This is a genomic window from Shewanella maritima (assembly GCF_004295345.1).
Lineage (GTDB): Bacteria > Pseudomonadota > Gammaproteobacteria > Enterobacterales > Shewanellaceae > Shewanella > Shewanella maritima.
This window is the reverse complement of sequence record NZ_CP036200.1, coordinates 1,992,851-2,011,392: the sequence shown is the minus strand read 5'-3', so window position 1 is coordinate 2,011,392 and position 18,542 is coordinate 1,992,851. Positions and strand designations below refer to the sequence as shown.

Sequence of the window (18,542 nt, the reverse complement as noted above, 5' to 3'; positions counted from 1 at the left end):
AGCTTTCTGAGCTGCTTCTAAGTACATACCACACTTAGAGCAGGTATCACCTTTTTTGCCGGTTTCATCGGCATGCATAGGGCACACATACTCTTGGGTAGCACTTGAATGATGATGCTGGTGGTCACTCGCTTGAACTGCTGGATGCCAGGAAATTAATAGCAAAATTGAAAAAACAATGTGGATTAAGGTTTTCATTATGAACTCCATCGAAAACGAGCCAAAAGCGTTTGACCTGAAATAGGCGCACGTTTGACTTTAATAACAACAAAATATTAAAGGGTGTAGCTAGGTGTTGATGCTTAATGCTGAACGCAGTTAGGCAATCGGAGGTCGTATATCTTGTGCTAAAGCGATCGAGTGGAAATGAGGTATTACGCTAGCCAGAGGAGACTCTGGCACAGGGTTGCTAGACCAAGGAGTGAGGTCTAACAGGGTGCCAGCAATTGAAATCACAAGGCAGTGACTGCAATCAGACTGACATTGATTGTCACCGTCACAGCAATGACTGCTGTCGCTAGTCTTCGCGCTAGCCAGGTGGCTAGGCATAGGCTCACTGCAGCAGTCTTCTTCAGTTTGTGGTTGTTCTACCATTGGCTGAGGAGTAGATGCGGCAGTTTGATGACAATGCATAGTGCTTGTTTCAGCTGCTTTGGTATGAGCTGAATGCATGGCATGTGAATCTGCGACTGTATTTTGAGTTAATTCAACAACTGCTTCTTGTGCATGTGCTCTTGGCACCATTAATAACCCATTAGCAAGCACAAGCTGGCATATAAATGTCAGCAAGGTGGCTGTAGTGAGCAAACGGTGGTGGAGCATTTTTAGCATAAAGAACCAAATAGCATAAAGAACCAGTTTATGTTCTAACAAACAAGCTGCCGTTTATTGGGCGAACTTACTATTATCGCGCGAATTTACAAGCTAATTCATCAATAGCTGTGACAGATTCACTTGAGCGATGTTAGCACACATGTATCACTGTGCATTGACTCAATTCACAAAAATTTAGCTTTGCTAAGGGGTTGGGGATGAATTTTTGTTTAGTTTTGATTACAAGCCCGAATATTAGCTCAGTCCAAAACATGATAATAAAATGAACCATTTACCTAATTGTGAGTAGCATGCCATACTGGTTAAATTGTATGAAATTTAACGAACGCTTAATTAGCTGCACACGCTGTTAGCATTTGTAGATCTAGGTCTCACTTTTACTATTTAATTGTGGGTTTACTAATAAAACCTAGACTGAAATCAGTTTTTTGGAGCAAAAAGCATCTAAAATTATTTCCTACAAAAATATTAGAATACTTTGAATATCTATTTGGAGATTGAGTGATGAATTGGCGTGCACTTTTTAAACCAAGCGCAAAAATTTCCATTATCGTACTGCTGTTAATCGGTGTGGTAGTGGGTGTGGTTGGGTACTTTGCGACTCAACAAACTTTACATGCAACAAGTACTGACGAGTTCTGTATGAGCTGTCACAGTAACCATTCATTGAAAGATGAAGTGCTAGCTTCTGCTCACGGCGGCGGTAGCGCAGGTATTACTGTTCAGTGTCAAGACTGTCACTTACCTCATGGTCCAGTTGATTACTTGATCAAGAAAATCATCGTATCGAAAGATCTATACGGCTTCTTAACCATTGACGGTTTCAACACTCAAGAGTGGTTAGACGAAAACCGTAAAGAGCAAGCAGACCTAGCACTGAAATACTTCAGAGCGAACGACAGCGCGAATTGCCGCCACTGTCACACTCGCATCGAAGAGAACCAGCCTGAGTCTATGAGCAAAATGGCTAAGCGTATGCACGAACGCAATGCTCAAAAAGAGCCAGATAAGCGTAAGACATGTGTTGATTGTCACAAAGGCATCGTTCACCCTTACCCTAAAAAGTAATTCGCTTTAGAGCGCTTGATTAGCAGCTCTCAAGTAGACATTAAAAACCTCGTCAATTGACGAGGTTTTTTTATGCTTGTAAATAATAAGTTAGCGCAGGAATGAAGGCTGAAAGAGTGCCAACTATTGAGATAATAGGCGCTGGCGATATTGCAGTAGGGCAAAAACGCCAAAAAAGAATGGTTGTAGGTAATCCTTACCTTTTAGCTTTAACGCTTCGCTAAACATAGTGTGGAAGATAAGCACTTGAAATAAGTGCATCATGACCGTGAATAGCATGAAAAAGTTAAGCGCAATGCTTACCTTACCGGCAAATGGCATAAATAGATTGTAGATCATCACCAACCACATTAACGCTGTTGCAAGTTTGCCTATAACGATGAATTTGTTCATTTCTATCTCTGTATTTTTGCTAAGTGTATTTAAATTCGCTGTACTTGATTCTCTATGCTCAAGCTCTAGCTGATAATTGCCTTTGTTAAGAAGGGGCTCTAGACCTTAGCTTTAGGCTCTAGGCCTTATAAAATTTAGGCTTGATAAAGCCGGTAAGTGAGTTGCCCGGCGACTTTTTCTTTTAGCAGTTGCCAATCAGCTGGCACAGCTAAATTAGTCAGTTCAGACTCAGTTTCGACGTAAATCAACGCATCTTCATTTAACCAATTGTTTTGCGCTAGTAGCTCAACAGTCTTATTCGCTAAGTCTTTACGAAATGGTGGGTCAACAAATATCACGTCAAAGCCATCTTCAGCTTGGTTTGCCAGATAACTCAGGCTATCGGTTTGAGTTACCGTGGCGTTATCGCACTTTAAGGTGGCAAGGTTTTGTTGAAGCTGTTTTGCTGCACTTTGTTGCAGCTCAAGAATTTGTGCGAACTTGGCATAGCGCGATAAAGACTCAAGGCTCAATGCGCCACTACCAGCAAAGCAATCAAGCACGCGAGCGCCGCGAATATCTGTGGCTAACCAGTTGAATAGGGTTTCGCGCACGCGGTCTGTGGTCGGTCTTAGTCCTTCAAGATCATGAATGGGCAGCTTTCTAGAGCGCCATTGTCCAGAAATAATCCTTACCTGGCCACTACTAGCAGACTTATTTGCCGTAGCCTTTTTTGCTCTATTTGAGGGCTTTTTAGCCATGTGATCCCCGTGATTTTGCCTGATGAAAGAAAGTGGTAGACTATGCCACATTCTGCATTGCCGTTATTTTATATCAAACCGACAGACAAAGCTGAGCTTAGTGATAGAAATCTATCTGGCTAACAGCTTGGCGGCAATCGACACCCTAAATAGACAAAGCACTGGTAGCAAACATGGCAAAGAAAGGCTTTTTTTCGTGGTTTCGTAAAGACAAGAAACCAGAACCTGAAGTAGTTGAATCACAAGATAATCAAGCGCAAATCGATGCCGAAAATGCTGCTAAACAACAAGCAGAGCGTGAAGCTGCTGAGCAAGCCGCTAACGAACAGGCAGCTAAAGAAGAAGCTGAACGTTTAGCAGCAGAACAGGCAGCTAAAGAAGAAGCCGAGCGTCTAGCAGCAGAGCAGGCAGCTAAAGAAGAAGCCAAGCGTCTAGCAGCAGAGCAGGCAGCTAAAGAAGAAGCCGAGCGCCTAGCAGCAGAGCAGGCCGTTAGAGAAGAAGCCGAGCGCCTAGCAGCAGAGCAGGCCGTTAGAGAAGAAGCAGAGCGTTTGGCAGCAGAGCAGGCCGCTAGAGAAGAAGCAGAGCGTTTGGCAGCAGAGCAGGCAGCCAAAGAAGAAGCAGAGCGTTTAGCAGCAGAAAAGGCTGCTAAGGAAGAAGCAGAGCGATTAGCAGCAGAGCAGGCGGCTAAGGAAGAAGCAGAGCGTTTAGCGGCAGAGCAGGCTGTTAAAGAAGAAGCTGAAGAGGCGCAACCAGAGCCACAAGCTAAGCCGAAGAAAGAGGGCATGTTTGCCCGCCTTAAGCGTGGCTTAATGCGCACTAGTGAGAATATTGGTTCAGGCTTTATGGGCTTATTCTCAGGCAAGAAGATTGATGACGATCTATTTGAAGAGCTTGAAGAACAGCTGCTTATTGCCGATGTTGGTGTTGAAACTACGACTAAATTAATTGATAGCCTAACGTCACATGCATCGCGTAAGCAGCTAAAAGATGCTGAAGCGCTTTATGATCTGCTACGTGAAGAAATGCAAAAGACGCTAGAGCCGGTTGCTGTGCCGTTAGTGCCAGAAAACAGCGAAGGTCCATTTGTGATTTTAATGGTGGGCGTTAACGGTGTAGGTAAAACCACAACTATTGGTAAATTAGCAAAACAGTACCAAAGTCAGGGTAAATCTGTCATGTTAGCTGCGGGTGATACTTTCCGCGCGGCGGCTGTTGAGCAGTTGCAAGTTTGGGGACAACGCAACGACATTCCTGTAGTAGCTCAACATACGGGCGCAGATAGCGCCTCTGTATTGTTCGACGCCTTACAAGCTGCCAAAGCACGTAATGTAGATGTGCTTATTGCCGATACCGCTGGTCGCTTGCAGAACAAAGGCCACTTGATGGAAGAGCTGAAAAAAGTGGTGCGCGTGATGAAGAAACACGATGAAACCGCGCCGCACGAAGTGATGCTCACCCTAGATGCAAGCACAGGTCAAAACGCAATCAGCCAAGCGCAGCTATTCCAAGAAGCGGTAGGTGTAACCGGTATTACCCTAAGTAAGTTAGACGGCACCGCAAAAGGCGGGGTGATCTTCGCTATTGCCGATAAGTTCAATATCCCTATCCGTCATATTGGTGTGGGCGAGCAAATTGATGACTTACGTACGTTTGATGCGGCAGACTTTATTGAAGCCCTGTTCAATCAGGAAAAGACTGATTAATATCAATCACTAACAATTAGAATAACAACACGGATAGTCATATATGATCCAATTTGAGCAAGTCAGTAAGGTTTATCCAGGAGGACAAAAAGCCTTACTGAATGTGAATTTCCACCTAGAACAGGGGGAGATGGCATTTTTAACCGGGCACTCTGGTGCTGGTAAAAGTACTCTGCTCAAATTGATCACTGTGATTGAGCGTGCTACGGCGGGCAAGGTCAGTATTAATGGCCATGATATTGCCAAAGTGAGTCGTAAGCATGTGCCATACCTGCGCCGCAATATCGGCATGATCTTCCAAAACCACAACTTGCTGATGGACAAAACCGTGTTTGATAACGTGGCGTTGCCGTTAGTGATTGAAGGCTTTTCCCACGGAGAGATCAAAAAGCGTGTTGGCGCCGCTCTGGATATGGTGGGGCTGTATGGCAAAGAGCGCCATAGCCCAGTGATGTTATCTGGTGGTGAGCAGCAACGTGTCGGTATTGCTCGTGCGATTGTTAACAAACCGCCCATTATTCTTGCCGATGAGCCAACTGGTAACCTAGATCCTAAGTTATCGATGGATATTTTACGTCTTTTTGAAACCTTTCACGATGCAGGCACAACCGTGCTTATCGCCACCCATGATCTGGGACTCATTGCTCGCATGAAGTACCGCACCTTAACCCTTCGTAAAGGCACTATGGTAGGAGGTGAGACTGACGAGCCGCTCACTCCAAATATGGCGGAGGTAACGCGATGAGCATAACGCAAAGCAAGTTGCCGCTAAGTGGTCGTATTGTGATGTTCTTCATTCGTCATATCCAGCAAGGTATGTCGAGCCTGGGTGAGTTATGGCGTAACCCGCTTTCATCTTTTATGACCATGGCTGTGTTAGGCGTGAGTTTAAGCTTGCCAGCAGCGCTACAAGTGCTGGTTAAAAATGCCGAGAACATTACTGAGTCGTGGAACAGCGCCGCTGAAATATCTTTGTTTATTAATGAAGGACGCAGCGAACAGTCGATTCAAAGTTTGATATCTCGAGTGCGCGTTTATAGCGAGGTCGATACCGTTCATTACATTAGCCGTGATGATGCCTTAGAAGAATTTCAACGTTTATCAGGCTTTGGCGAAGCGCTGTCATACCTAGATGAAAACCCGCTGCCAGCGGTAGTGACAGTGACGCCGTTAGCTAAGTACTCTAGCCCAGCAGGGGCAAGACAATTACTTGCCAAGCTTGAGCGTGAGCCAGAAGTCAGTTTTGGTCGTTTGGATATTGAATGGCTTGAGCGACTGCAGGCGTTAGTGAATTTACTTGAGAAAACGGTACTTGCCATTGCTGCTTTGCTAATGCTGGCTGTGGTACTCGTGATAGGTAACACCATTCGCCTAGCGATTATGAATCGTCGCAGTGAAATTGAAGTAATGAAGCTAGTTGGTGCAACTGAAGCCTTTATTCAGCGCCCGTTTCTTTACACCGGCATTTGGTACGGCATTATCGGCGGCGTGTTAGCTTGGCTGATCATTAATGTACTGGTGTTATATCTCGATGGTGCGCTCGCTGAGTTACTTGGCTTGTATGGCAGCAGCTTGAGTATTCAGTCATTGTCATTTGCCGAGTTGATTAAACTAGTCTTACTGGCGTCATTTTTAGGCTGGCTGGGTTCTTACCTTTCTGTGCGTCAACATCTACGCAAAATCGAGCCGTCTTAAACCTGCCTGATTGTTGTCGGAATAAAGTAAGTAGCGATATAAAATCAGTGGCGGAATAACATAAGCTCAATTCATCTATGTTTCATATTTTGCCAGTAGAGTCCCACCTAACAAGCGCCTGCCTGGGCGCTTTTAAATACCAATGGGTTTAAGATGAACGTTTGTTCACTTGCACCTAAAAAGCATTATGGTACAACTAGCGTCGGCTATTGCGTTAAATTTAAGCAATGGGTGCGCGAAAAGTTGACATAGCTTGCCGATTAGCCGATAGTTCATCAGCTAAATTGACCTTACTTGCCCATGTGGCATCTTTTCCAAAGTCAGATTTAGCCTTTTTTGTTTTATGTATGTAGGAGAGCGAATGACTTCTCAATCGCAATCAATGGCGCTAGCAGTTCCTCAAAATATTAGTTCTATTGAGGCTTATTTGCAGTCTGTTACCAGCATCGACATGATGGATGCGGAGACTGAGCACAAGCTTGCCAAACGTTTACAAGAAACAGGCGATTTACAAGCCGCAAAGCAGTTGATTATGTCTCACCTGCGTTTTGTTGTGCATGTTGCAAAAGGCTATTCTGGATACGGTTTACCACAAGCTGACTTAATCCAAGAAGGTAACATTGGTCTGATGAAGGCGGTTAAGCGCTTCGACCCAGATGTTGGTGTTCGTCTAGTGTCATTTGCTGTGCACTGGATTAAGGCTGAAATTCATGAATACGTACTGAAAAACTGGCGTATTGTGAAAGTGGCGACCACTAAAGCGCAGCGAAAATTATTCTTCAATCTTCGTAAAACTAAAAAGCGTTTAGGCTGGTTTAGTGACGAAGAAGTCACCATGGTGGCAGAAAACCTAGGTGTATCGAAAGCTGACGTGACTGAGATGGAATCACGTATGGCAGCGCAAGATCCTGCATTTGATTTGGCATCAGACAATGATGATGACAAGCAAGACTATGCGCCAGCGTTATACCTTGAAGATCACTCTTCAGATGTGGCTGAGCAAGTTGAAAATGCCAACTGGGAAGCCGATTCTCAAAGCCGTCTACTGTCTGCTATTAAGACCTTAGATGAGCGCAGCCAGCACATTCTACGTGCGCGTTGGTTAGACGATGATAAAACCACGCTGCAAGAGTTAGCGGCGACTTATCAAGTGTCAGCAGAGCGTATTAGACAGCTTGAAAAGAACGCGATGAACAAGCTGAAATCGCAGATGGATATGTAATCTAGATAACCAATCGCTTTGTTAGTTGTTCCGACTAAATATTAAAACCTGCTGCGGCAGGTTTTTTTGTGCGAGTTATTTGAAATAACTTGGAAAGGCTGAACTTGAATTTGATTAAGCTTGTGAGTTAGCTAAAACCGCTGCGACAACCTGCTTTCTCGCCACCTTGAGGCCGCTTGATGCAACATTATTCGGCCAAGGATAAAACTGCCTTGGGCGCTTAAAGCGCGCGAGCTTATTGCTGACAGACTGAGCTAGCTCCTCGTCAGTGGATGATTGCAGCTGAATATTCACATAATCAATAATAGCTGCAGGTAACAAGCCGAACTTAGTATCCTTGATGCCAAACACGATTGCCTGACGCACATTGGGATGGGCGACTAAAACCGCTTCAATTTCTTCTGGCTGAATATTCTCACCGCCACAAATAAACATGTTGTCGGCGCGGCCGCTAATGCTCAGTTGTCCATGTTCGTTCAAATAGCCTTTATCTTTGGTATTGAACCAGCCATTGTCATCAACAGGGCAATGCAAACCTTGTTTAGACCAATAGCCCAAGAATAAGCATTCGCCTTTGACCCAAATAACCCCATCGCGAATTTCAAGTTGGCGATATTTGAGCGGCGCACCGTGATGCCCAAGCGTATTGGCGCTGGCAGTGGTGATCTGTGAGCTCATTTCCGTCATACCATAGCTGGTATAAGCCTGAATGTTATTGGCTAGGCAAGCTTGAATAATGTCATCAGTAATCGCGCCGCCGCCAAGTAGCATGGCTTTGATGCTCGTTAGAGATTGCTGTTGAGTCTTAGAGTCCGTTTCAAATAGTAGCGAGCGCGCTTGCGCGGTGACCAAGGATAAGTGAGTGACTTTGCCCGCAACAATATGCTGCTCTATCGAGTGCTCGCCGTGCTGCAACATAACCGCACTGCCAGAGAGTGCGCAGCGATTAATAATTGCTAGCCCGCCGATATGAAACAGTGGCAGTGACAACAGCCAGGTATCTTCATCGCTAAGAGCAATGGTTTCCCTAGCGCCATCGGCGCTGTAAATATGGTTAGCTAGACTGTGCAGCGCCGATTTTGGCTTACCGCTAGAGCCTGATGTGAGCACGATATTGGTCGGGCGCTGTGGGTCAAAATCATTGATTTTAGGGCTGATACTGTTGGCGTTATTTGAAGTGCGGTTAGCTGAAACTTTCGTCTCTGGATTTAAGCCGGCGCTAAACTCTGGCATAAACCAAGTCACTTGCACGTGCTTATCAAGGCAAGACTGGCGCTGCGCATTTTCGCAATACACCAGCTTTATTTCATGTTCAGTAATAAGCTCGGCAATTTTGCTATCAGCAAAGCGTGCAGAAATCGGCATAAAAATGCAGCCAGTATCGACACATGCCCAGAAAAGAACGATTTGCTCAAGATTGTTGCTGCTAACAGCGGCGATGATATCGCCTTGTTTGGCGCCAAGCACGGTAAGCTGAGCTGCCACTTTATGTACCAACAAGCTTAGCGTTTGGTAGTTGATTGATTGGCAGCGACCAGGCCGGTTGCTATTAGCTGAAAGGTTCTGTTGGTCGCTGTTTAGGGAGGTAGCATCTGCGCTACCATCCGATTCACCTGCGGATCGCTGTAGCCATTTAACGGCACAGTTTAGCGGCCACTGCTTGGCGGTTTGGTGCAGTGGTGAGCAGGTGAGCGCGCTTAACTCCACAATTAAGCACTCACAAGACTTTGCTGTGCAATTACCTTGAGTAGACTCATATCGAGCTGCTCGCTCATGCCTTTGCCCATCGCACTGCCTGTTGCGCTGTCTGTTGGATTGGCGCGGTATAAGCGCTGGGTAAATGGAGCAAGGGTATCAAGCCCTGGAATATCATCGGGTGTGAGCGCGTGGCTAAGTTTGCGCAAATCATTAATGGCGACATCAGACTCTAAACCTGAGCTGAGAATGCAGCGAATGCCATGCTCGTTGGCTTGCTCAATAAGTCGCTGCAGCTTGTCGATGCTGCCGTAAAGGCCAGGTTTGATGACCAATGCCGCTAAACCAGGCTCGGGCACACCGTTTGTAGATAACAGTGTAAACTCAGGTTTTAGCAGTGACTCATCTAGCGCGTATTTCACCCCAATGCTTTGGTACACGGCAGGGTTGTCTTTCATATGGATGCAAGGCTCTTCAATATAATCGACGCTAGCCTTTGGAATGCAGGTTAGCAGCTCGCACGCTTGTTCTAGCGTCAGGCCACGGTTGGCATCAAGTCTTAGTCTTAACTTGGGCTTTAGTTCAAGGATCTTGTGGATGAACTTAATCTCGCTCGCCATATCGGTTTGCGCCACTTTTACCTTAATTGCATGATGTTCAGCCTTGTCGAGCTTTTGCTTAAGTGTGCTATCACTCATGCCATCATAAACCAACGGCGCTTCGCGGTCGTCAGCGAGGCCCTGATTAAAGCTTGAGGTAAACTTAGCGTGTAGCAAACTTAGGCTAAATTGCACACAGGCAAAGTCGCAATCATCAATTAGCTCATACAAGCTTGAGATGGGCTTACCAAGCACTGTTGGTAGCTGAGTTTGTAGGTAGCTGGTGACTTGCTCAAGTGATTCTGGGCTGAAGCTACTGATTGGCTGGCCGTCAATGTCATGGCCTGAAAGGGGGGCAATTTCGACAAACTCTTGTTGCTCATTGTCGTTATCACACAGGCGCAAGTTTAAGATTAAGCCTTGGCGATTATCAATCCGCTGCTTGCCAACTGGCAGGCTTGGTTGCAAGTCGATTTGATAACTGGCTAAGGTAAACTCAGTAATCACGGAAGTGTCGGCTAACTGTGCTGGCATACAAACTCCAATCTAGCTTGAGCTACTTGTTCAATAGCTTGAGTAGCTGCTGACTAAACAGCTGTGGTTGCAGGCTATGGATATTATGGCCGGCATGTTCCACGCTAATCACATTTAGTGGCTGCTCAGTTTGCCACTGTTTTGCCAGCTTGGAAAATTTCTGGTCATGTTGGCCAACAATTATGTGACATGGCTGCTTTAGTTGGCTAATCACATTACGACAATCCTGTTGATGGCCGAGGGAAGTGGCGAGGTAACAATTAAGCAGTGCTTGGTTGTTATTGTTGCTGCGCTTAGCGATAAGCTTGGCTACCTCATCTTCAGTTAAATCGCTAAATACGCCTTGCTGGTACCAGAGCTGCAAAAACTGCGCTATTGGCAAGCGTTGCAGTTTTTCTGCCCATTGCTTATCGGCATTAAGGCGTTCATCGCGCTGTTTATCGTCAGTCAAACCTGGGTGAGCTGACTCAAGCGTAAGGCTGAGGAGTTTGTGTGGGAATAGCTTAGCGATGTGCAAAGCAATGCGTCCTCCCAATGAGTAGCCAACAAGATGAAACTGGTGGCACTGCAGTGAGCTAAGTGTGGCAATAATGGCTTGTGCCGCTGCTTCTAGCCCAGGCGTAGGAAGTTGCGCCCTAGATTGGCCATGGCCGGGTAAATCGACACAAATACAGTGAAATTGCTGGCTAAGTATTGGCATGCAAGCCAGCCAGTCTTCTTTAGCGCCTAAAAAGCCATGGACTAAAACTAGCTTGGGTAAATGCAGCTCTCCAAAACGGCTGACACGAACCATACCTGAGCTGGCAGTATCAATTATGCTCATAACGCTTGTTTGACCCATTGAGCCAGCTCTGCGATTTGATCGCTAGCTTGATTCGGGCTGACATTGACTTCAATAACGCTTGCGCATTCAAACTCAAACGCTTCTTGATAAACCTGCTTGAAGTCGTCTAACTCATCAACCTGACGGTAAGCTAGGTTAAACATAGCCGCGCCATAACCAAATTCACAGCCATGGCTTAGTCGATAATAATCATTGCGCAGCTGCTCGTTGGGGACTGGCAGTAAGTTAAAAATATTGCCGCCATCATTATTGAAAATCACCAGAACAAAGGTGCTGCTTAGCTGTTTTAGTAATGCAAATGAGTTGAGGTCGTGCAGGCAAGAAATATCGCCAATGATCATACTTGTTGGCTGTTGATTGCCCTTGGCTACACCAACTGCGGTAGCGATTAAACCATCAATACCCGAAGCGCCGCGGTTGGTATAGATGTTGTTGGTTTTTTCCGTTAACGGAGCATACATGTCGTAAAGACGAATAGGTAGGCTGTTACCAATAAATAGCTGCTGCTCACCGCTATTGTATTTGGCAATTTCGCGCATGGTTTGCGCTTCTCCAAACTCGCCGTTATCAATTTTATCGTTAAAAATCGCTTCCAGCTGATGGTTAGTTGCTTGCAAGCTATCAGCCCACAATGCCTGAGAAGAACGGTGCCAAGGCGCACGGCAGAAATGAGTAATCGAGCTTAACCAAACTTGTTTAGTCTGATGACTTGGGTCGAGGCGCTGTTGATGTGCAAGCACTTGCCAGTATGTGTGCCAGCTCAGCTCGGCAAGGTATTGAATTAAACGCTTAGAGACAAAGCGCCCGCCGAACACTAATACGCGATCGGCTTGTTGTAGCATCTTTTTACTTGGACTGTGGTGTAGCAGCTGATCGATATGCCCGAGCACTTGCGGGTGCTGCCGCAGTTGTGACTGAGCATCAACTAGCACTGGCCAGCCAATGGTTTTAGCAAGTTCAAGGATTTGCTTTGGGTCTTCATCAGGGCTTAACGTGCCCAGTACAATCACGCCTTTGCCATGAACAAAGCGGCGCAGACTGGCTTCGCAAGGTGTGTTGCCAGGCACGCTTGACTGATAATCAGTAAATGGGTGGCTGTGTTCAAGCCAGTTGGCTAATGGCTTTAGATAGTTTTGGATTGCAACTGAGTCTTGCTCGCCAAGGGCGCATACCTTCTCTGGGTAGAGTGGTTCGCGGTACATGCAGTTAATGTGCAGAGGTTGAGTTAGGCCGCTTACTGCTTGATCTAGGCTGGTCAGCAGCGCACTCGCTGGGAAGTCAAAATCAGCCGTGGGTAGATTAATCTGCTTGGCGTACTGAGCAAAAATTCCAGGTTGTGGAATCGCCTGATTAGCACCACAGTCAATTAGTTCAATAGGGCGATCGCCCGACAACACTATCAAAGGTACTTGGGTTAACCAGGCTTCAATGACTGCAGGGTAAAGATTTGCAACCGCCGTGCCTGAGGTGGTAATAATTGCTACTGGTGCTTGGCTAGATTTTGCAAGCCCCAGTGCCATAAAACCTAAACCACGTTCATCAAAATGGCTATGGGTAGTAAGCTTAGCTTGCTGGGCTGCCGCCAAAGTCAGTGGCGATGAGCGAGAACCTGGGGCCAAACATACATGTTTTACACCTAAGCGCTGCAGCTCCTCAAGAATTAGCTGACCCCATAAGAAATTTATATCGGCAATCGATTGATGCGCCATGTTGCTTGTACCCGATGCTTTAGATGGTGTTGATATTAAGCCTAAGTTTAACGCGAGTTGTGGCTATTATCTAAGTGAATCTTGTAAATTTGTCTTGCTGTTTGAAATTGTTTTTCCTTTTAAAATCATCATTTATGTTCAAGTGTATTTGGCTAAGTTTGTTGGTGTGTACTATTTTTTAGTTACTGAGTAGCACGATTATAAAATGGAGAATTGAAATGGATTCAAGTGCGTTACTAAGCCGAGTTGATGAATTACCACGCCTACCTAAAGCCATCAGCGAATTATTAGAAGCAGTCAATTGCGACAATATCTCAACTAAAGAAGTTTCGGCCAAAGTGGCACAAGATCCACTCATTAGCGCAAGGGTGCTACGTCTTGCTAACTCTGCCCATTTTGGTCGTAGCCGCGAGGTTGGCTCTATTGATGAAGCCGTTGTGCGTTTGGGCATGCAAACCCTGCGCACTTTGGTGATTGCTTCGGCTGTTATCGGCGCCGTGCCTAAAGTTGAGGGCATTGATATTGCCAAGTTTTGGGGCGAAACCTTTGAGAAAGCGCTGTATGCTCAAGAGCTCGCAAAACGCTCTGGCGTTGCGCCAGATGAAGTATTCACTTGTGGTATTTTACATAAGATTGGTGATTTGCTTATCGCGACAATTGAACCTGAATTAAGTCATCAGATTATTGCTGCCGTTGAGGCTGGTGGCAGTCAGCAAGAGTTAGAAACTAAGCTACTTGGTTTTGATTCACCGTCAGTGGGAGCTCTGTTAGCAAAGAGTTGGAAGTTCACCCCAGATTTGGTTGCAGGTATCGAGTATCAGCGCGTTCCTACTAAGGCAACCCCCGAGTCTAAATTCGCCTCTATGATGTTTTTAGCTGATATCATCTTCCAGTACTGGGATGACGACCGCGACCATGAGTCATTTACCTGTTGGTTTGCCACTCAAGCAAATGATGCTGGGGTAATAAGAATGGATATGGACGGGCTTGCCGATAAGCTTGAAGACTTGCGAGGTAAGGGCATTGAAATGGGTAAGCAGCTTGCTTAGGAATCATACAGCATAAAATTGTAGTTGAAGGGATTGAATTGAAAACGCGAGCTGCAATGCTCGCGTTTTTTGTGCCTGTTACTCATATTTAGCTGATAGAGAGATTGCTTTGCTTAAGGTGTTGTAGTTTCACCCCTGATTATTAATCCATTCACTCATTACCACATGGGTTTTAATTTTGACGATATCGGCCTGGGCATCGATAAACTCGCGGATCTCATGTAGGCGCTGCATTGACGGGGCTTGCACAAATACTAGCAAATCCATATCTCCTGTGATCCCCTGACAAGTGATTACTTCAGGAATTTGATGGAACACTTGCACTACATCGGCGCATTTAGCACATTGGTGTAGGATCTCTAAATACGCCGACACGCCTTGTTTTTGCGATTCGCTAAGCAACACCTGATAGCCACGGATCACCCCAGTTTGTTCAAGCTTTTTAATCCGTTCAGTAACAGCGCTGCGCGACAAATTCACTTGCTCGGCAATGTATGAAATAGAATGGCGGGCGTTGAGCCTCAGTTGTTTAATGATCGCCTGATCAAACTTATCTAGTGAAGTAGTCACAAAAGCTCCTAAAATAGGTAGATTCATGCTGGAATCTCGCAAATCGGGTTAACTGTAGTTTGCTTCTCCCAACACTTTGACGGAAAAATAATTAAAGACCGACAATATGACGGCAAAAGCCTGCATTTTTGAAGTGTGTTCCAACACATTGTTTTAGGTTATCACTTTATAATAGCCATATTAAAACACCTACAGAAATACAGATTAATTAAGAGTTGAGTATAGTTATGAGTCAATCAGCTGTTGGAATTGGTCGCTGGCAAGGCGCCGGATTAATGGCCACCACATTGTTGGGTACTGGGGTATTTATATTGCCGCAGATGTCGATTGCCATTGCCGGTGAAGGTGCATTGTGGGCATGGGCGATTTTAACCTTAGCTATTATTCCTGTGGCGCTAGTGTTTGGCTTACTTGCTGGGCGTATCCCTCACGCTGCTGGGCCTGCCTACTATGTTGAGCGGGTGTTTGGTAAGACGCTTGGTCGCACGATCGGCTTGTGCTTTTTGCTGGTGATCCCTATCGGAGCTCCGGCAGCTATTTTGATGACCTTTCAATTTATGAATGCCATGTTACCTATGGATGGTTTAGCTCAGTTAGCAGTGCAATTACTGATTATTGTCGTGTTGCTGCTACTTAATATGCGCGGCATTCAGGTGTCAGCTAAGCTGCAATTTAGCCTCACTTTGTCGATCGTTACTGTAGTTGTGCTACTAATGGGCTCAAGCAGCACTAGCTTGATGTCTGCTGATGCTGTTACTCCATTTGCACACTGGCAGTTAGAGCCCGTCATGCTCGCTATCGGCATTGGTTTTTGGAGCTTTTTGGGTATTGAAGCCATGACCCATTTAGCCGGTGATTTTGAAAAGCCGCAAAAGGATATGCTGCCGGCAATGCTAATGGGCACTGTACTTGTAGGCGTGATATACCTTTTATGTACCTTGTTGCTGCTAAATACCCCTGATGCCACCGAAGGTGTGGCGATGATTGCGGCATTTAATTACTGGTTAGCTGATACACCTTTGGCAGGTTTTGGCGTGCAAATCATCGGTATTTTAGGTGTGGCAAGTGGCTTAGCGACGGTAAATGTATATGCTGCAAGTGCTGCACGGTTAATGTGGAGCTTTGCTGAGCAAGGGGTATTGCCTAAGCGTTTTGCCAAACGCAACGAGCATGGTGTGCCGCTCAATGCTTTGCTGGCAATTTTATCGACCATGGCGGTGGTGATGGTGCTGACCTTTATTAGTGGGCAGGATTTAGAGAGTTTAATCGCCTGGAGTAACGGTGTGTTTGTGGTGATCTACTTGCTGGCTATGTTATCGGCATTTAAGTTGTTGGGCGCTAAATACCGACTATTGATTGCGGCGAGCTGTGTGTTTTGTATTGCTTTAGGTATCGCCCTTGGCTTTAGCATGATTTACGTGGCGATAATGATGGCGATTGTTGCACCATTCATCTGGCTGCAAAAATCCCACCACCAAAAGCGCGCGGCCAAAGTTTAGCGACCACAGTTTAGCGCTCTGGCGGACTAAACGTTAGCTTTGCGCTGGAGGGTTCTCTTGCATAGCAATATTACGCAGTTTAATCAGCTCGCTGTGTTTAAGGTAAAGTAAGTCTGCCGTGCGGCGAATAATTTGGTCTTCGTAGCGGCACAACTCACCATCAGCATAAGCGACGCGCCACATGGCTAGTATTAATTGCTGGCGCTGGTTAAGGTCGAATGATTCGTTTATTAGGCCGGTAAATTCATACAATGAGGTAGCATCGTGGCGAGCTTGTTTAGCTTCATTCACAAGTTCAGTGGCATCTGCCTCAGTCAAATCCAAGGTGTCAGTGAGTAAGCTTGGTAAAAGCGCTGTTTCGTCGCTAGCGACTTGCTCATCTGCGTATACCACCTCTAGTAATAACGCTGCAGCGGCAAGGTTAAGCTGAGCGGTTTGCTGCTCTGGGTAAAGCTCGGGCTTGGGTTAGCAAAAAACTGTTTCAGCTTGGCAATCATATTTGTTTCCTTGGCAGGCTTCTCAGTGGTGCTGGTGACGACTGAGACTGAACATCTTGGTTATTGAATATACCAGTGCATGGCAGGGTGGGCGAACACAGGGCAGATTAAATTGTGTTCATTTGTGTATCAGCGATTGTCAGAATAAGCTTGAAAATAATGCCAATTGGGATGAGTAGGTGTTCAGAAATTACGCAGGTAAAATCGTTTAGAACAAGGCAGAAATTGCAGCTAGCTAGTTGCTCTACCTACAAAATTTCTAACGAAGTTATAAGCGATTTTAACTAGTAAGAATGATCACATTCTTGTGCTAATTGGTATAAGTCACCTTCAACTAAAAAGCGCCTGATATTATCAGGCGCTTTTATTTGTTTTTTAAAGGCTAAACATAGGCTAGAGCAGTGAGCCAAGACCTTGCATTAGCAGGCCTGTGGTATCTTCAGCACCATTTTGTTCCAGGTAGTTTTTAGCAATGTTGATCATAGGTGCGACCAGCTCTTTAGAGATGCCGAGTTTCTCAAATGCATCGTAAACCATAGCGCTCCCTTGCAGCGCACTGCCTAGGTCACCAGCTTGAGATAGCAGGCCTGACATGCCTGAATCACCCGCTAAAGCAGGTACAGCGCTCAAAAGCATATCGGCACCAGGAATACTGTCGCTTAACTGGCTGAAATCACTGCCGCTTAAGTTGTCTTTTGCCACGCTCAATAGCGTACCTAAACCACCTTCAGCTTGTGATTGATTTAAGCCAAGTTGTGACATGACAGAGCCTACAAGTGGGTTAGAATGTGCAGCAGCTTGAGTTTCTGAAACCTCTGCTGCAGGCTTCTCATCATTACCGCCAAAGATGTTGTCGAGCCAGCTTGCTGAAACTGGGTTTGCGATAACTAGCGCAAATACCGCTAAAAGTGTTGTTGATAATGTTTTTGAAAAGAGTTTCTGTAGTAACTTCATGTTTTGCCTTCCTATAAATTGGCGCTAACCTCGGTCTTGGCGTTATCTTAACCTTTCTATTACAAATGTGATAGCCATCGTATCTAGGATTTACACCTCGGTGTTTAGCAATCGCTGATTTTTCGGTATCCTTAGCAGCTAACCTGACCTCAGGTTTGCTAACCACCACCTTTTTACTAATTTGGGTCATAGAATGTCACTGTCTGCTATTTTGACTGAAGCATATAACTTTTTTCGTAACCACGTTCGCCAGCTAGCGGCGCTTACTATTCCTATGTTGATTTTGCAGGTGATAATTCAACAATGGTTAGGTGGCGAAATGCTGGTTCAGTCGCAAGCTGAAACGCCTGAGTTTGGTGCTATTCACGGCGCAGCCATGATGGCTTTGCTGTTGGTGTTCTCGCTGCTGATTGCCGCATTAACCTTGTTTATGGAAGTGCGCTCGCAAGGCTACGATGTCACGCCAGCCCGTGTTCTTAAAGAGAGCTTTACCTTTGTGCCGCCATTATTGCTAGCGGGGGTGTTCTCTGGTTTGGCTATCTTGATGCCGTTTGTGCTGTTTGCCGCGTTTGGTCCGCTATGGTTAATCGGCTTAACCATGAGCTTTTATCTATTTGCTCGTCTTGCCTTTGTTAACTTCATGGTGGTGGTTGAACGCATCACACCTTTGCAGGCAATTAAAGCCAGCTTTAATTTTTCTAAGCCTGTAGTACTAAAAACTATTATGGTGTTGATGCTGTATCTGCCAATCTCACTAGTCGGTGGTAACTTGTCAGCGATTGCTGCCCAGGTCGGCGCACCTTTGCAGATTATTGTCGATACTGTGGTGGCGTTCTTTAGCTTGTTTGTAAACGTGGCGCTGTTCCGTCTATATATGATCAACCGCAACGACAAACCTGAGCCAAGCGACGATACTATCGCCTAAATCAAACAAGGG

17 protein-coding genes and 1 pseudogene are annotated in these 18,542 nt (G+C 45.7%); 8 read left to right on the top strand and 10 right to left on the bottom strand.

Going from position 1 to position 18,542, the window contains the following annotated elements; translation table 11 throughout:
- Positions 1 to 318: 318 nt before the first annotated feature.
- The gene (locus EXU30_RS08580) at positions 319 to 873 is read right to left on the bottom strand and encodes a hypothetical protein (protein WP_130599165.1); all 555 of its coding nucleotides are present in this window, start codon (positions 871 to 873) and stop codon (positions 319 to 321) included.
- Between the two features lie 465 nt (positions 874 to 1,338).
- On the opposite strand from EXU30_RS08580, the gene EXU30_RS08575 reads away from it, so the two are divergent.
- A complete protein-coding gene (locus EXU30_RS08575) occupies positions 1,339 to 1,902 on the top strand; it encodes a NapC/NirT family cytochrome c (protein WP_130599163.1) in 564 nt (187 codons plus the stop codon).
- Positions 1,903 to 2,025: 123 nt separating this feature from the next.
- Here the strand turns inward: EXU30_RS08575 and EXU30_RS08570 are convergent, their stop codons facing one another.
- Both EXU30_RS08570 and rsmD read right to left on the bottom strand, forming a co-directional pair.
- Complete coding sequence (locus EXU30_RS08570; protein ID WP_130599161.1) at positions 2,026 to 2,295, bottom strand: DUF1145 domain-containing protein; 270 nt, start codon at positions 2,293 to 2,295, stop codon at positions 2,026 to 2,028.
- A gap of 134 nt (positions 2,296 to 2,429) precedes the next feature.
- Entirely contained in the window at positions 2,430 to 3,035 is a 606-nt protein-coding gene (gene rsmD, locus EXU30_RS08565; protein WP_130599159.1) for a 16S rRNA (guanine(966)-N(2))-methyltransferase RsmD, read from the bottom strand.
- A gap of 173 nt (positions 3,036 to 3,208) precedes the next feature.
- Between rsmD and ftsY the strand changes: the two genes are divergently transcribed.
- The 4 genes from ftsY (at position 3,209) to rpoH (ending at position 7,655) form a co-directional block, all read left to right on the top strand.
- A complete protein-coding gene (ftsY, locus tag EXU30_RS08560; protein WP_130599157.1) occupies positions 3,209 to 4,738 on the top strand; it encodes a signal recognition particle-docking protein FtsY in 1,530 nt (509 codons plus the stop codon).
- Between the two features lie 43 nt (positions 4,739 to 4,781).
- Entirely contained in the window at positions 4,782 to 5,483 is a 702-nt protein-coding gene (gene ftsE, locus EXU30_RS08555) for a cell division ATP-binding protein FtsE (RefSeq protein WP_130599155.1), read from the top strand.
- Entirely contained in the window at positions 5,480 to 6,433 is a 954-nt protein-coding gene (gene ftsX / locus EXU30_RS08550) for a permease-like cell division protein FtsX (protein WP_130599153.1), read from the top strand. Before ftsE ends, ftsX begins: the two co-directional genes overlap by 4 nt.
- Before the next feature lie 361 nt (positions 6,434 to 6,794).
- Entirely contained in the window at positions 6,795 to 7,655 is an 861-nt protein-coding gene (gene rpoH, locus EXU30_RS08545) for an RNA polymerase sigma factor RpoH (protein ID WP_130599151.1), read from the top strand.
- A 114-nt stretch (positions 7,656 to 7,769) separates the two neighbouring features.
- Here rpoH and menE read toward each other — a convergent pair whose 3' ends face one another.
- From menE to menD, 4 genes are read right to left on the bottom strand one after another with little or no spacing between them, the layout of a single operon-like run.
- Positions 7,770 to 9,362, bottom strand: a complete 1,593-nt coding sequence (menE, locus tag EXU30_RS08540) for an o-succinylbenzoate--CoA ligase (RefSeq protein ID WP_242620365.1) — start codon at positions 9,360 to 9,362, stop codon at positions 7,770 to 7,772.
- 2 nt (positions 9,363 to 9,364) lie between these two features.
- Positions 9,365 to 10,483 carry an o-succinylbenzoate synthase gene (menC, locus tag EXU30_RS08535; protein WP_130599149.1) on the bottom strand — a complete coding sequence of 373 codons (1,119 nt, stop codon included), beginning with the start codon at positions 10,481 to 10,483 and terminating at the stop codon, positions 9,365 to 9,367.
- 22 nt (positions 10,484 to 10,505) lie between these two features.
- On the bottom strand, positions 10,506 to 11,306 hold the full coding sequence (gene menH, locus EXU30_RS08530) for a 2-succinyl-6-hydroxy-2,4-cyclohexadiene-1-carboxylate synthase (protein WP_341274641.1): 801 nt from the start codon (positions 11,304 to 11,306) through the stop codon (positions 10,506 to 10,508).
- A complete protein-coding gene (gene menD / locus EXU30_RS08525; RefSeq protein WP_130599147.1) occupies positions 11,303 to 13,036 on the bottom strand; it encodes a 2-succinyl-5-enolpyruvyl-6-hydroxy-3-cyclohexene-1-carboxylic-acid synthase in 1,734 nt (577 codons plus the stop codon). Before menD ends, menH begins: the two co-directional genes overlap by 4 nt.
- Before the next feature lie 218 nt (positions 13,037 to 13,254).
- On the opposite strand from menD, the gene EXU30_RS08520 reads away from it, so the two are divergent.
- A complete protein-coding gene (locus EXU30_RS08520) occupies positions 13,255 to 14,085 on the top strand; it encodes an HDOD domain-containing protein (RefSeq protein WP_130599145.1) in 831 nt (276 codons plus the stop codon).
- A gap of 129 nt (positions 14,086 to 14,214) precedes the next feature.
- Here the strand turns inward: EXU30_RS08520 and EXU30_RS08515 are convergent, their stop codons facing one another.
- Entirely contained in the window at positions 14,215 to 14,655 is a 441-nt protein-coding gene (locus EXU30_RS08515; protein ID WP_423213366.1) for an Lrp/AsnC family transcriptional regulator, read from the bottom strand.
- Between the two features lie 227 nt (positions 14,656 to 14,882).
- Here EXU30_RS08515 and yjeH point away from each other — a divergent pair, with 227 nt between their 5' ends.
- Positions 14,883 to 16,154, top strand: a complete 1,272-nt coding sequence (gene yjeH, locus EXU30_RS08510) for an L-methionine/branched-chain amino acid transporter (protein ID WP_130599141.1) — start codon at positions 14,883 to 14,885, stop codon at positions 16,152 to 16,154.
- A 33-nt stretch (positions 16,155 to 16,187) separates the two neighbouring features.
- Here the strand turns inward: yjeH and EXU30_RS08505 are convergent.
- Positions 16,188 to 16,651: pseudogene (locus EXU30_RS08505) on the bottom strand (tellurite resistance TerB family protein).
- A gap of 393 nt (positions 16,652 to 17,044) precedes the next feature.
- Positions 17,045 to 17,605, bottom strand: coding sequence for a DUF2780 domain-containing protein (locus tag EXU30_RS08500; RefSeq protein ID WP_130599139.1), 561 nt, complete (start codon positions 17,603 to 17,605; stop codon positions 17,045 to 17,047).
- A 193-nt stretch (positions 17,606 to 17,798) separates the two neighbouring features.
- Between EXU30_RS08500 and EXU30_RS08495 the strand changes: the two genes are divergently transcribed.
- Positions 17,799 to 18,530: a hypothetical protein gene (locus EXU30_RS08495; protein WP_130599137.1), complete on the top strand. Its 732-nt coding sequence runs from the start codon at positions 17,799 to 17,801 to the stop codon at positions 18,528 to 18,530.
- The last annotated feature ends 12 nt before the right edge of the window (positions 18,531 to 18,542 follow it).

Coding starts and splice junctions, on each gene's coding strand:
- EXU30_RS08575 (WP_130599163.1), top strand. CDS start 1,339: ATGAATTGGCGTGCACTTTTTAAACCAAGCGCAAAAATTTCCATTATC.
- EXU30_RS08570 (WP_130599161.1), bottom strand. CDS start 2,295: ATGAACAAATTCATCGTTATAGGCAAACTTGCAACAGCGTTAATGTGG.
- rsmD (WP_130599159.1), bottom strand. CDS start 3,035: ATGGCTAAAAAGCCCTCAAATAGAGCAAAAAAGGCTACGGCAAATAAG.
- ftsY (WP_130599157.1), top strand. CDS start 3,209: ATGGCAAAGAAAGGCTTTTTTTCGTGGTTTCGTAAAGACAAGAAACCA.
- ftsE (WP_130599155.1), top strand. CDS start 4,782: ATGATCCAATTTGAGCAAGTCAGTAAGGTTTATCCAGGAGGACAAAAA.
- ftsX (WP_130599153.1), top strand. CDS start 5,480: ATGAGCATAACGCAAAGCAAGTTGCCGCTAAGTGGTCGTATTGTGATG.
- rpoH (WP_130599151.1), top strand. CDS start 6,795: ATGACTTCTCAATCGCAATCAATGGCGCTAGCAGTTCCTCAAAATATT.
- menC (WP_130599149.1), bottom strand. CDS start 10,483: ATGCCAGCACAGTTAGCCGACACTTCCGTGATTACTGAGTTTACCTTA.
- menH (WP_341274641.1), bottom strand. CDS start 11,306: ATGAGCATAATTGATACTGCCAGCTCAGGTATGGTTCGTGTCAGCCGT.
- menD (WP_130599147.1), bottom strand. CDS start 13,036: ATGGCGCATCAATCGATTGCCGATATAAATTTCTTATGGGGTCAGCTA.
- EXU30_RS08520 (WP_130599145.1), top strand. CDS start 13,255: ATGGATTCAAGTGCGTTACTAAGCCGAGTTGATGAATTACCACGCCTA.
- yjeH (WP_130599141.1), top strand. CDS start 14,883: ATGAGTCAATCAGCTGTTGGAATTGGTCGCTGGCAAGGCGCCGGATTA.
- EXU30_RS08500 (WP_130599139.1), bottom strand. CDS start 17,605: ATGAAGTTACTACAGAAACTCTTTTCAAAAACATTATCAACAACACTT.
- EXU30_RS08495 (WP_130599137.1), top strand. CDS start 17,799: ATGTCACTGTCTGCTATTTTGACTGAAGCATATAACTTTTTTCGTAAC.